At 64.0% G+C, this 13,493-nt stretch carries 11 protein-coding genes; all 11 read left to right on the forward strand.

The window, feature by feature from the left end; translation table 11 throughout:
* The 11 genes from MU856_RS16995 (at position 1) to MU856_RS17045 (ending at position 13,491) form a co-directional block, all read left to right on the forward strand.
* Positions 1 to 1,428: an aldehyde dehydrogenase family protein gene (locus MU856_RS16995; protein WP_263588003.1), complete on the forward strand. Its 1,428-nt coding sequence runs from the start codon at positions 1 to 3 to the stop codon at positions 1,426 to 1,428.
* A gap of 681 nt (positions 1,429 to 2,109) precedes the next feature.
* Positions 2,110 to 3,087, forward strand: coding sequence for an NmrA family NAD(P)-binding protein (locus tag MU856_RS17000; RefSeq protein ID WP_263588004.1), 978 nt, complete (start codon positions 2,110 to 2,112; stop codon positions 3,085 to 3,087).
* A 710-nt stretch (positions 3,088 to 3,797) separates the two neighbouring features.
* Entirely contained in the window at positions 3,798 to 4,700 is a 903-nt protein-coding gene (locus MU856_RS17005) for a LysR family transcriptional regulator (protein ID WP_263588992.1), read from the forward strand.
* A gap of 86 nt (positions 4,701 to 4,786) precedes the next feature.
* Positions 4,787 to 5,254 (forward strand): NAD(P)H-dependent oxidoreductase subunit E, encoded by a 468-nt coding sequence (locus MU856_RS17010; protein ID WP_263588005.1) that lies wholly within the window; start codon positions 4,787 to 4,789, stop codon positions 5,252 to 5,254.
* Positions 5,251 to 6,825: a formate dehydrogenase beta subunit gene (locus tag MU856_RS17015; RefSeq protein WP_263588006.1), complete on the forward strand. Its 1,575-nt coding sequence runs from the start codon at positions 5,251 to 5,253 to the stop codon at positions 6,823 to 6,825. Before MU856_RS17010 ends, MU856_RS17015 begins: the two co-directional genes overlap by 4 nt.
* A gap of 4 nt (positions 6,826 to 6,829) precedes the next feature.
* Positions 6,830 to 9,676: a formate dehydrogenase subunit alpha gene (fdhF, locus tag MU856_RS17020; protein WP_263588007.1), complete on the forward strand. Its 2,847-nt coding sequence runs from the start codon at positions 6,830 to 6,832 to the stop codon at positions 9,674 to 9,676.
* Positions 9,676 to 9,921, forward strand: coding sequence for a formate dehydrogenase subunit delta (locus MU856_RS17025; protein ID WP_263588008.1), 246 nt, complete (start codon positions 9,676 to 9,678; stop codon positions 9,919 to 9,921). The genes fdhF and MU856_RS17025 overlap by 1 nt, the downstream gene beginning before the upstream one ends.
* Positions 9,918 to 10,703 (forward strand): formate dehydrogenase accessory sulfurtransferase FdhD, encoded by a 786-nt coding sequence (locus MU856_RS17030; RefSeq protein ID WP_263588009.1) that lies wholly within the window; start codon positions 9,918 to 9,920, stop codon positions 10,701 to 10,703. The genes MU856_RS17025 and MU856_RS17030 overlap by 4 nt, the downstream gene beginning before the upstream one ends.
* 2 nt (positions 10,704 to 10,705) lie before the next feature.
* Positions 10,706 to 11,242, forward strand: coding sequence for a molybdenum cofactor guanylyltransferase (locus MU856_RS17035; RefSeq protein WP_263588010.1), 537 nt, complete (start codon positions 10,706 to 10,708; stop codon positions 11,240 to 11,242).
* Positions 11,235 to 12,443, forward strand: a complete 1,209-nt coding sequence (locus MU856_RS17040; protein WP_263588011.1) for a molybdopterin molybdotransferase MoeA — start codon at positions 11,235 to 11,237, stop codon at positions 12,441 to 12,443. The genes MU856_RS17035 and MU856_RS17040 overlap by 8 nt, the downstream gene beginning before the upstream one ends.
* Before the next feature lie 574 nt (positions 12,444 to 13,017).
* The gene (locus tag MU856_RS17045) at positions 13,018 to 13,491 is read left to right on the forward strand and encodes a hypothetical protein (RefSeq protein ID WP_263588012.1); all 474 of its coding nucleotides are present in this window, start codon (positions 13,018 to 13,020) and stop codon (positions 13,489 to 13,491) included.
* Positions 13,492 to 13,493 lie beyond the last annotated feature (2 nt).

Here is a 13,493-nt window from a genome sequence, read left to right on the forward strand (position 1 = left end):
ATGGCTGTCGATCTATTTTCCGATTACACGATGACGATCAATGGGCGCGCGGTGGATTCCGACCGCCGTTTTGACGCAATCAACCCGGCGACCGAGGAGGTCATCGCGAGCGTTCCAGACGCCAGCCGGGCCGATCTCGATGCGGCGGTGGCCGCTGCCAAGGCCGCGTTCGGGCCGTGGTCCGCCCGGCCGCTCGCCGAGAGGCAGGCGATGGTCGCGCGGCTGGGCCAGATCATCCGCGATCATGCGGAGGACTTTATGCGGCTGCTCACGCTCGAACAAGGTAAGGCCCGCCAGGGCGCCGAGTGGGAGATCGGCGGTTCCGCGATCTGGTGCGACGAGATCGCAAAGCAGCAGCTAGAACTTCACGTAGCTGAAAAGAGCGAGACGCGGACCGTCGAGACGCGGCGGGTACCCGTCGGCGTGGTGGGCGCGATCACGCCGTGGAATTTCCCCCTGCTGCTAGCGATCTGGAAAATCGCGCCCGCACTCGTCGCCGGGAACACCATGGTGCTCAAGCCTTCGCCCTATACGCCGTTGTGCACGCTTAAGTTCGGCGAACTCGCCCGCGAGCTCCTGCCTCCCGGCGTACTCAATATCGTCTCGGGCGGTAACGAACCTGGGGCATGGCTCGTCCAGCATCCCGACGTCAACAAGATCAGCTTCACCGGATCTACCGCCACCGGCCGCAAGATCATGGAATCGGCGTCCGGCAATCTCAAGCGTATTACGCTCGAACTCGGGGGCAACGATCCTGCCATAGTCATGCCCGATGTCGATGTGAAGGAAACGGCAAAGCAGCTTTTCTGGGGCGCCTTCCAGAACAGTGCGCAGTTCTGCGTCGCGGCCAAGCGGCTCTACGTGCACGAGGATATCTATGACAGCTTCGCCGAGGAACTTGTGAGCTATGCACGCACCGTGCAGGTCGGTGACGGATCCGAGCAAGGCGTCGAACTCGGCCCAATCCAGAACAAGATGCAGTTCGAAAAGCTCAAGAATTTGCTCGCCGATGCCCGGGAGCAGGGACTGAAGTTCCGGTTGGGCGGAGAGATTCCGGCAGGCAAGGGATATTTCGTTCCCATTACCATCATCGACAATCCCCCCGAAAACAGCCGCGTCGTTGTAGAGGAGGCGTTCGGGCCGGTGTTGCCGCTGTTGAAGTTCCGCGACCTCGACGATGTCATCGCGCGGGCGAACGACACCGAATATGGGCTTGCGGCATCGGTCTGGTCGCGCGACGTCGAGCAGGCGCGCGCGATCGCGGAGCGGATCGAGGCTGGGACTGTCTGGATTAACGAGATCCACAGCTTTTCGCCGCACGTCGCCTTTGGCGGCCACAAGCAATCTGGCATTGGCATCGAGAACGCGCTTGAGGGCCTAGCCGAATATACCAATGCGCAGACCATCGTACTGAGCAGAGCGGAATGACACGGCGGCATTGCAGACTGATCCCCCGGCTGCTCCAGCGGCACGTTTGATGGCCCCGCTTGTGACCGCCAAGCGAACAGACGGGCGGATTGCCGCGTCGCCAACAACCTGTTCGGGGGGGCGTGTTGGTGTGGGCAGACACTGCCTGGATATGGGTGCCTGTTTCACCGCCAGCGCAGTCGGCCTGTGGCTTGACGGCGCACGCGCCATGCTAGCGATGCAAGCAGCATGCGGCGCCCCGTCGGTCACTCAGCTTGTCGGATACCATATGCTGATTATGCCGATGACTTGCATGGGGATGCTGATAGCCTCGGTTGCCTGCTGTCGGCCGGCTCCCATGTGCTGGTCCTCGCTCCGCACGCCCTTGGCTCTTATGCAATGGGCAGGCCGCGCCCTGATCGGCTTCGCCGCCATGATGTTCGCGATGACGATCGGAATGATGATGGCACAAAGGCTGCTCGGAGGTATAGAAAACGCCGGTCTCGCCCTCGCTGCCACCTGCGCCCTGTCGAGCGCCGCCGTCCTCTGCCTGACCGCTACGATGTATAGGCCGGCTCGCAAAAAACGCCTTTCGTCTTATGGGATTTAAGTCTGGCCGGCGCTGAACAGCGAGCGTGACGCGCCAGAGGACGAAAGCCCCTCTGAGGCTTTGTATGGCAGGGTAGGAAGCAGGAGCAATCGATGAACGGGATGTCCGGGAGCAGGAACTACAATCGCAAGCCGATCCCAAAGAGCATTCTCATCTTCGGAGCGGCAGATCATATAGGAGATCCGCTTGCGGCGTTCCTCACGCGCGACGCGCCGTCAATTCGCCTGAGACTGGCCACTCGCAACGCAGATAAGGCCAAAGGCCTGCGTCTCAAATATCCCGCTGCCGAAGTGGTGCTCGCCGATTACACGGACTTGTCCACTTTGGTCAAAGCCGTAGAGGGCATGGAGGGGATATTCGTCGTCACGCCAGGCGGCCTGGACGAGCGCGCCTGCATGACCAACCTTATCGCTGCCGTCAAAGCGTCGGGCAGTCTAATTCATATGCTGCGCATCACGGGCCTGCACCCCGACGAGAGCCTAAATCGCGTGCCGCGCGCGATGCGACTGAGCGGCGACGGTATCGAAATCCAGCACGTCTGGGCTCGACAAATTCTGGATGAAAGCGGTCTTCCGGTTACCTTCCTCAACTGCGGCGCCACATTTATGGATAACTTCATACGGCTTGGCCTAGGCGATAGTCTTCGGCGGCAACGCAAGCTCATCTGGCCCGAACACCTCGTCCCTTGGATTGATCCCCGCGATATCGCCGAAGTGGCCGCGTGCCTGTTTCTTTCCGACAACCACCGCCACATCGGCCATGTCCACACGATGAATAATGGTCACGATCTGATGCGCTACCACGAAGTGGCGAAGTTGATGAGCGAAACATGGAATGAGCCGATCGCGTACGATGGCTCCAAGGAAGCCTTCTTTGCCACCTATTCGCATCTCGGGCCGCTTTGCCAACATCTCTGGGATTATATGCAGTACGAGCAAGACAACGAGGTGGTCTGGGCTCGCAACGATTTCGTCGAACGCACCATCGGTCGTAAACCGACCACCTTGCTGGAATGGCTGGTCGAGCATCGCGACATGGTGCTCAACGCCGCCGTGTTGCCTGACGCATAGGAATGCGACCGACTCGAGCCATCGGAAATACTGACCACAACCAAGCCCGTCGACTCCCAAAAGCTTAAGAGGGAGCTAGCCGTCAGGGACTGGCTCGCCTGGTTCAAGCCTTCGCTTCTAAAGAATTTTATCAGCGCGCGCCCTTCATGGAGATTGAATTGCCCGAGACGGTGGGTGTGCCGAATAGCCGATTCCAACGGCGCGTGAAAACGAAGGCCGCCCGTCTGCACGGCATGACTGCCATTCACTCTCACCTGTCGAGCGGCAGGGCGGCCTATTCGAAGTTGACGACACGCCCGACGCTGGCGGATTGCTATGCGTGCCGCAGCTGGACAGCGCCGAGCGATACAAGGCGATTTGGGGCCTTCCAAACGACTGCGAGCCGCACGAGCCTCGCCGTCCATCGCCGCGGCACACCCTGCGCCGCAGGAAGGCGCGCCGCACGAACAATGGTCCGAGCCAGCGCCCGCTGCCCATTGGGACGCCCGCCGCATCAGTAGGTGCGGGCGCTCCGACGGAAAGGGAGCGACGCGAATGCGACGCGCTCGATGTTCGCGGCCGAGCCCATGAGATAGCGCGAAGCTGGTCGCCCGCGCGCCACGTCGCGGTGCGTCGCCGAGCGCTCGATCGAATTGACTGTTCGATCGAGCGCCTGGAATCGCCATTCAGGAACAATGGCAATCGCGTTTCGGCGGGACTATGGCGCTATGATGCAGACGCGCCTTGTCGAATATTTCCTCGCGCTCCATCGCGAACGGCATTTCGGCCGTGCCGCGGCAAGCTGCAACGTATCGCAGCCGACGCTGTCGGCGGGGATCGTGACGCTGGAAGCGCAGCTCGGCAAAAGGCTGATCGTGCGCGACCGCAAATATGCCGGACTGACACCCGAGGGCGAAGCGATCCTGCCGTGGGCGCGGCAGCTCATCGCCGCCGCCGACGCACTCGAACAGGTCGCGGGCACGGCGCATGGGCCGCTGAAGGGCGAACTCCGGCTCGGCGCGATTCCGGCGTCGATGCCCGCAACCGGCTATCTGGTGGAGGCGATCCGTGCGCGCTTTCCCGATCTCAATGTTCAGGTCCGGGCCCTCACCTCGCGCCAGATCGAGCGCGAACTCGCGGCGTTCGAGCTCGACGCGGGCATCACCTATCTCGATTTCGAGCCCCCCGCGCACGCGCTCGCCGTGCCGCTCTACAGCGAACGCAGCCGATTGGTGAGCGCGAAGGACGGCATCGCGGTTCCCGAACGCCCCGACTGGCGCGATCTCGCTGACGTGCCGCTGTGCCTGCTGCACCAAGGGATGCAGAACCGCCGCATCCTCGACGCGCGGCTCGCAGCGCTCGGGCTGGCGCTGCGCCCGATCGTCACTGCCGACAGCTATATCGCGCTGCTCGCGATCGTGCGGCAGGGGCATCTCTGCTCGATCATGCCCGACAATCATGCGCTACTGCTCCAGGGACTCGACTGGGCCCGGATCACGCCGCTACCTGAAACCGGCGAAGTGAACCGCATCGGCGTCATCGTCTCCGACCGCACCCCGATGAGCCCGCTCGCGCAAAGCGTGCTCGGCGTCGCGCGCGACCTGCGCCTGCCCGAGGGCTATCATCTCGATTGATAGAGACTGCCTATCAAACATCGGACAGATCGATTTGACCTGCCCGCCGTTGCACGCCACTGCTTTCCCGGAAAAGGATGGCGTTGATGGGATTGGAAGAAGCAAAGGCCCTGATCAAAGGCTGGGTCTGCCACGAGGGCGCCGGGCGCGACCGGCTGCTGCCGCTGCTGCATGCACTGCAGGACGAGATAGGATATATCGATGACGCGCTCGTCCCGGCGATCGCTGCCGCGCTGAACCTCAGCCGCGCCGATGTCCATGGCGTGCTGACCTTCTACCACGATTATCGCCGCCAGCCCGCGGGACGCCATATCGTCAAACTGTGCCGCGCCGAAAGCTGCCAGTCGCGCGGCGGGGCGGCGATCGAGGCCGCTGCCAGTGCGCGATGGGGCGTCGCGATGGGCGAGACGCGCCGCGACGGGCAGGTCACGCTCGAGCCCGTCTATTGCCTCGGCCTGTGCGCGATCGGCCCCAATGCGCTCGTCGACGGTCGCCCCGTGGCCCGGATCGACGCGGCGGCGCTCGACCGCATCGCCGCCGAGATCGCGGCATGACGCGCGTCTTCATCAGCCGCGACATGGCGTCGGTGGCGCTCGGCGCCGACGATGTTGCGCGCGCCTTTGCCGATGCGGGCTGCGAAGTCGTCCGGACCGGATCGCGCGGGCTGTTTTCGATCGAGCCGCTGGTCGAGGTAGAAACCGCCGGCGGCCGTGTCGGCTTTGGCCCGGTTGCGCCCGGCGATGTGGCCGCTGTGCTGGACGGAACGCACGCGAGCCGGATCGGCGATGTCGCCGCCCTGTCCTTCTTCGCCGCACAGCAACGCTTCACCTTCGCGCGCTGCGGGATAGTCGATCCGCTGAGCCTTGCCGACTATGCCGCGCACCGCGGCTGGATCGGCCTCGACATCGCGCGTTCCTCCGAGCCGCAAGCGGTCGTCGATGCGGTGACGGCGAGCGGCCTGCGCGGACGCGGCGGCGCGGGTTTCCCCACCGGCATCAAGTGGCAGACGGTGCTCGATGCTCCCGGCGGCCCCAAATATATCGTGTGCAACGCCGACGAGGGCGACAGCGGCACCTTCGCCGACCGCATGCTGATGGAAGGCGATCCCTTTTGCCTGATCGAAGGCATGGCGATCGCCGCGCATGCCGTCGGCGCGAGCCACGGCTATATCTATATTCGCAGCGAATATCCGTTCGCGATTGCTACGATGCGCGAAGCCATCGCACTGTCCGCAGGCCGGACCGCGCCCTTCACGCTCGAAGTCCGCGCCGGCGCCGGCGCCTATGTGTGCGGCGAGGAAACCGCGCTGCTCGACAGCATCGAGGGCAAGCGCGGACAGGTCCGCGCCAAGCCGCCGCTCCCAGCGCTCGCCGGGCTGTTCGGCAAGCCGACGGTGATCAACAATGTGCTCAGCCTCGCCGCCGTCCCCTTCATCCTCGCTGAAGGGGCGGACGCCTATGCGCACGTCGGCTTCGGCCGTTCGCGCGGGACGATGCCGGTCCAGCTTGCCGGCAATGTGAAGCATGGCGGGCTGTTCGAGATCGGCTTCGGCATCACGCTCGGCGAACTGGTGAACGACATCGGCGGCGGCACGGCAAGCGGCCGGCCGGTGCGCGCGGTGCAGGTCGGCGGGCCATTGGGCGCCTATTTTCCGCCGTCGAAGTTCGACCTGCCCTTCGATTACGAAGCCTTCACGGCAGCCGGCGGGCTGATCGGCCATGCCGGGATCACCATCTTCGACGACAGCGTCGACATGGCGCATATGGCGCGCTTCGCGATGGAATTCTGTGCCGCCGAAAGCTGCGGCAAATGTACTCCGTGCCGGATCGGGTCGACGCGCGGGGTCGAGATCGTCGACCGGATCATCGCCGCGCGTGAAACCGAACCCGCTCGTGCCGCCGCCAACGACGACGCGCTCGGCAAGGCACTCTATTCGCGCGCGCCCGACCGCATCGACGTGAGTGTCGAGGCGCAAACCACGCTGCTCCGCGACCTCTGCGACACGATGAAATATGGATCGCTCTGCGCGCTCGGCGGTTTCACTCCCTATCCGGTGTTGAGCGCGCTCGATCATTTTCCCGAAGATTTCGGTGCGCCCGCGCCGGCTCTCGAAGCAGCGGAGTAACGACATGGGCTTCACCCGCGAAACCGACCATGGCACCCCACCCGCGATCGCAACGGGCACGACCGTCACGCTGACCATCGACGGCGAACAGGTCACCCTGCCCGAGGGCACGTCGATCATGCGCGCCGCGTCGCTGACCGGAACCGCGATTCCCAAATTGTGTGCGACCGACAACCTCGAAAGCTTCGGCTCGTGCCGCCTCTGCCTCGTCGAAATCGAAGGCCGGAACGGCTATCCCGCATCGTGCACGACCCCGATCGCCGAGGGCATGGTCGTGCGCACCCAGACCGAGCGGCTGAAACAGCTGCGCCGCGGGGTGATGGAGCTGTATATCTCCGACCATCCGCTCGATTGCCTGACCTGCGCCGCGAACGGCGACTGCGAGTTGCAGGACCAGGCGGGCGCGGTCGGGCTGCGCGACGTGCGCTATGGCTATGACGGCGCCACCAACATGGGCCAGCCCAAGGACCAGTCGAACCCCTATTTCGATTTCGACCCCTCGAAATGCATCGTCTGCTCGCGCTGCGTGCGCGCGTGCGACGAAGTTCAAGGCACCTTCGCGCTCACGATGGAGGGCATGGGTTTCGGATCGAAGGTCTCCGCGTCGCAGGACGACGCCTTCCTTTCGTCCGAATGTGTCTCGTGCGGCGCCTGCGTGCAGGCGTGCCCGACCGCGAGCCTGATCGAGAAGAAGGTCGTCGAGACCGGCACCCCCGACCGTGCGGTCGTCACCACTTGTGCGTACTGTGGTGTCGGCTGCACCTTCCGCGCCGAGATGCGCGGCGAGGAGCTGGTCCGCATGGTACCGTGGAAGGACGGCAAGGCGAACCGTGGCCACAGCTGCGTCAAGGGGCGCTTCGCGTGGGGCTATGCCCAGCACCAGGACCGCATCCTCAACCCGATGATCCGCGCGAGCGTCACCGAGCCGTGGCGCGAGGTGAGCTGGGACGAGGCGATCGCGCACACCGCGAGCGAGTTCCGCCGCATCCAGGCACAATATGGCACACGCGCGATCGGCGGCATCACCTCGAGCCGCTGCACCAACGAGGAAACCTTCCTCGTCCAGAAGCTGATCCGCCAGGGCTTCGGCAACAACAATGTCGATACCTGCGCGCGCGTCTGCCATTCGCCGACCGGTTATGGGCTGAAGACCACGTTCGGAACCTCGGCGGGGACGCAGGATTTCGACAGCGTGATGCAGTCGGACGTCATCCTCGTCATCGGCGCCAACCCGACCGATGGGCACCCGGTGTTCGCAAGCCGCATGAAGCGGCGTTTGCGACAGGGCGCGCAGTTGATCGTCATCGACCCGCGCCGCATCGACCTCGTCAAATCGCCACATGTCGAGGCGGCGCATCATTTGCCGCTGCGCCCCGGCACCAATGTCGCGGTGCTGACCGCGATCGCGCATGTCGTGGTGTCCGAGAAACTCTTTGACGAGGCGTTCATTCGCGAACGCTGCGACTGGGACGAATTCCAGGATTGGGCCGATTTCGTCTCGGACGCCGCACGCTCGCCCGAAGCGATCGAGCCGCTGACCGGCGTGCCGGCCGCGGACCTGCGCGCTGCCGCGCGCCTTTATGCCACCGGCGGCAATGCAGCGATCTATTACGGCCTCGGCGTCACCGAGCATAGCCAGGGATCGTCGACCGTGATGGCGATCGCAAACCTTGCGATGGCGACAGGCAATATCGGGCGCGAAGGCGTCGGGGTGAATCCGCTGCGCGGCCAGAACAATGTCCAGGGCGCGTGCGACATGGGCAGCTTCCCGCACGAATTTTCCGGCTATCGTCACGTGTCGGACACCGCGGCGCGCGAGATGTTCGAGGCCGCTTGGGGCGTGACACTCGACAGCGAGCCGGGGCTCCGCATCCCGAATATGCTCGATGCCGCGACCGACGGGACGTTCAAGGCGCTGTTCATCCAGGGCGAGGATATCCTCCAATCCGACCCCAACACCCATCATGTCGCCGCCGGCCTCGCGGCGATGGAATGCGTCATCGTCCAGGACCTGTTCCTCAACGAAACCGCGAATTACGCGCACATCTTCCTGCCCGGATCGACTTTCCTCGAAAAGGACGGCACCTTCACCAACGCCGAACGCCGCATCCAGATGGTTCGCAAGGTTATGGCGCCCTTGAATGGCTATGCCGACTGGGAGATCGTCCAGCTCGTCGCCAATGCGATGGGACTCGGCTGGAGCTATCGCCATCCGTCGGAGATCATGGACGAGATCGCGGCGCTGACCCCGACCTTCGCGGGCGTTCATTACGATCGGCTCGACGCCGAAGGCTCGTTGCAATGGCCCGCGAACGACGCCGCGCCGCACGGCACCCCGACGATGCACATCGACGGCTTCGTGCGCGGCAAGGGCAAGTTCGTCGTCACCGACTATGTCCCGACTGACGAAAAAACCGGGCCGCGCTTCCCGTTGCTGCTGACGACGGGCCGCATCCTCAGCCACTACAACGTCGGCGCACAGACGCGGCGCACCGCGAACACCGCCTGGCATCCCGAGGACCGTCTGGAGATCCACCCGTCCGATGCCGAAAATCGCGGGATCAAGGACGGCGACTGGGTGAGCCTGAAGAGCCGCGCCGGCGAGACGACGCTGCGCGCGCTGATCACCGAGCGCGTCGCGCCGGGTGTGGTCTACACCACCTTCCACCACCCCGACACGCAGGCCAACGTCATAACCACCGACTATTCGGACTGGGCGACGAACTGTCCCGAATATAAGGTCACCGCGGTGCAGATCGGCCTGTCGAACGGGCCGTCGGACTGGCAGGAGGATTATGCCGACCATGCCCGGCAGAGCCGGCGCATCGCACCGCTCGAGGGGGCCGAATAATGACGGCTTTCGACGACGAGGGCGGTGTCATGTCGACGCAGGACCGGCTGATCTATATGGCGAACCAGATCGCGCGCAACCTGGCGATCGAGGGCACCGACCGCTCGGTGGAGATGGTCGCCGACCATATTCGCCAATTTTGGGATCCATCGATGCGACAGCGCATCGCCGAGCTTTTCAAGGATCGCCCCGACGCACTGTCGCCGATTGCCGCCGCCGCGATCGCCCGGATCGCGGCGTCTTGAGCCGCGCGCCGTCGGCCGAACAGGCGTTCGAGCGCCTGACACCCGACGGCGGCAAAAGCGCCATCACGCGCGAACTTGCCGAAGAGACGCCGATCGCACTCGAGTTCAACGGCATCGGCTATGCCGTGCTGATGGCAACACCCGCCGATCTCGAAGATCTGGTAGCGGGTTTCCTGCTCGCCGAGCGGCTCCAGTTTTCCGGCGACCCCGTGCTGCCTGTTGCGCTTCACCGGACCGACCAGGGAGTCGTCGCGCGCGCCAGCCTGCCGGCCGATCGCGCGCCAGCCCTGCTCGACCGTATCCGTCACCGTGCTTCGGACTCGTCCTGCGGACTATGCGGGATCGAGAATATCGAACAGGCGATGCGGCCCCTGCCTTCTGTCTCCGACAACTGTAGGGCGAGCGACGATGCCGTGTTCCGCGCGCTAGGCGAGCTCGACAGCTTCCAGCCGCTGAACGCGCGTACCGGCGCGGTCCATGTGGCAGCGTGGGTCGATGCAAACGGCGCGGTGCAGTTGGCTCGTGAGGATATTGGTCGCCACAATGCCTTCGACAAATTGATCGGTGCAATGCGCCGAGCCGGGGCGCAGTGGGACGGCGGCTTTGCCCTGCTGTCCTCGCGTTGCTCGTTCGAACTCGTCGAAAAAGCTGTGCTCGCCGATTGTCCAATGCTCGTAACCATCTCGGCGCCATCTCGCCTTGCGGTCGACCGCGCCGCCGTCGCCGGTCTTGCGCTGCGCGTGCTCGCGCGGCACGATGCGCTGCTCGCGGTGGTGACCTGACGATGCGGATCGGCGGGGTAGTTCTGGCCGGCGGGCAATCGCACCGATTCGGCTCGGACAAGGCGGCGGCGCTGTTTCGGGGGCGCACCCTTCTCGATTTCTCGATCATGGGCCTGCGGCCCCATTGCGATCTCGTCCTCGTCTCGGGCCGCTTCCATCCCGCCCACCCGCTTTCGGCCGATCGTCCGGGCCGAGGCTTCGGTCCGCTCGGCGGCCTTGCCGGCGCGATGCAGCGCGCGAACGCGCTGGGCTTCTCGCACCTTCTGTCGCTTCCCTGCGATACGCCGCATCTCCCTGACGGCCTCCTGGCAGCGCTTCTTTTGCGCGCCGAGGGTGCCTATGCCGCCGCCTGCCCGGTGATCGGCTTCTGGCCCACCCGCCTCGGAGGAGGTCTCGAGCGCTATCTTGCACGCGGTGGCAGCAAGGCGGTTCGGTCTTGGGCCGAGAGCGAAAATATCGCGCCGCTGACCGGATTCGGCGACATCCCCAACATCAACAGCGTTTCCGACTTCGCCCGCATCGTCCGCCGACATGGATGACAAGATATCCGTTGCCGAAGCGCTCGACAGGATCGATCGTCACCTTCTGCTGTCACCACCGGAGCGGCTCGCGGTCGATGCCGACGCCCAAGGCCATATTCTCTCGGCCCCCGTTGCGGCTGCGGCCGACACGCCACGTTTCGATTGTTCTGCCATGGACGGCTTTGCCATATCGAGTGGAGCGACGCGGGATGCGAGGGCGGCGGCACCGGCAATCTTCGCTCTTGCCGAAGACATTCCGGCTGCCGCGACGGCGAGAAGGCTGCAGCCCGGTAGTGCCGCGCCGATCAGTACCGGCGCTCCGATCCCGGCGGATGCCGATGGCGTGGCGGCGAAAGAGCGATGCCTTGTCATCGATGGCGCGTTGCACCTGTCGGAGCCGATCACACCATGGTGCAACGTGCGGCGGCGCGGCGAAGATGCTCCGGCTGGAAAAAGGGTCGCCGAGGCCGGCCACGTCCTGTCGCCCGAGCTCATAGGCGCGCTGCTCGGCTATGGTGTAACCCACGTCGAAGCACGGCGTCCGGCACGCATCGACGTCCTCGCAACGGGTTCCGAACTGGTCTCGCCTGCCGACGCCGTCGGTTCGGCGCGAATGGACAGCAATGGCCCCATGATCGGTGCCATGTGCCGGTCGCTGGGCCTGGAGTGCCGCGTCTCCGCCCCGATGCCGGATGACCTCACGCTGCTTTGCCGCCAGATTGCGTCGCGGGAGGAATTTCCGCCTGCCGACATGCTCGTATCGACAGGGGGCGTGTCCGTGGGGAAGCATGACCTTGTGCGCGAAGCCCTCGACCGGATCGGAGCTCGGATCATCTTCCACGGCATCGCCATGCGCCCCGGCAAGCCCATTCTCTTCGCCTTGCTTCCCGATGGCCGGCCATTCTTCGGACTGCCTGGAAATCCCGTTGCGGCGCTGGTCGGCTTCCGCTTCTTTGTGCTCGCCGCTGTGCGGCGCATGATTGGCCTTCCGCGCGAAGAAGGTTGCCTTATTGCAACGCCGACAGCGGCCAGAGGCGGGACAACGCTTTTTCTTCGTGCACGGCGGGGGCGCACGAATAGAGGCAGCATCAAACTGCTCGACGATCAACGATCGCATGTCATGGGATCTGTCGTCGCGGCGGATTGCTGGCTTAGAATCGACGACACGCAAAACGGACCCGTCGCCGCGCTGTTCGAACAGGCTCCCAAACTGAGGTGATACGCTACACGGGATGCCGAAAATGCTGATCGGCCATCAACCTAACCCGTCATCAATAAAGGGGCTCGGCGTGTCTCCGGCACGGGTATTTCGGCCACAATACCCGAAGAATTCCGGTGGGCCGCAGAGCTTGCATGGGCTGCAAAATACTGTATTTAAATACGAATCGTAGCGTATTTATAGAGGTAGGATCGAGATTTTAACGCACGGGGCAGGAAGGATCGGGTCAGAGTGCGGTTCTGAACCGGGCAGAACGGATCGACCGCGCGGCGATGCCTGGCTTCATGCAGCGAGGATTTGAAATATTTAGGATCCACATGTGGGCTCGTGAACCTCGACGGAAGGAAGCCAACCGGGAGCGGATGAGGGCCGCCCCGGAGATTCAGACTTACTGGCAAGCGGTACGCCCTCTTATTTTGTCATAACGGACGCGGATCATGAAGCCGGCACCATTCTTCAGCAAAACCCTGAAAAATATCGTCGAGATCGCCAAAGCGCGAGGTGTGTGAGAAACTCGGACCACCCAGAAAGATGGGGTTCCGGTATCGGAATCATTGAAATGGGGAGGTTCAGCATGCCGGGGTTCGAAAGATATGTCCGCACCGAAACAATTTTCAGCACGATCGGGACTCTCGTCGTGACCGCCTTTCTCTATAGCCTTATGTTCGGATTTGCTGGCCCGGTTCCTGTTCGCGGCGTCGGAGCTTATGCGTTCGACTTCGTTCCGCAAGCGTTTATGACCGCTTTGATCTGTATCTGGGTGCCCGGGGCTATGACCCGCAAGCGGCTCGCGCGCGGCGCGATTGCCGCGCTTCCCGCAATGAAGCTTCCAGCCTCCCCGCTTGTTCTGCGAGGCTTCACCTATGGAGTGTTGGCGCTCCTGATCGGCAGCGGCAGCGTCATCACGGCGCTGTTACTCGGGGAATATCATGAAATAGACTGGCTCGTCGGTCTGACCGGAAAACTGGCATTCGGCGGAATGGTCGCCGCAATCGCTACACCCATGGGGCTGCGCGCTTTGTTCCGGCAAGCCAGCAACCGTCGATAACT

It is taken from the genome of Sphingopyxis sp. GC21, from assembly GCF_025727575.1.
In the GTDB taxonomy this organism is placed as follows: domain Bacteria; phylum Pseudomonadota; class Alphaproteobacteria; order Sphingomonadales; family Sphingomonadaceae; genus Sphingopyxis; species Sphingopyxis terrae_A.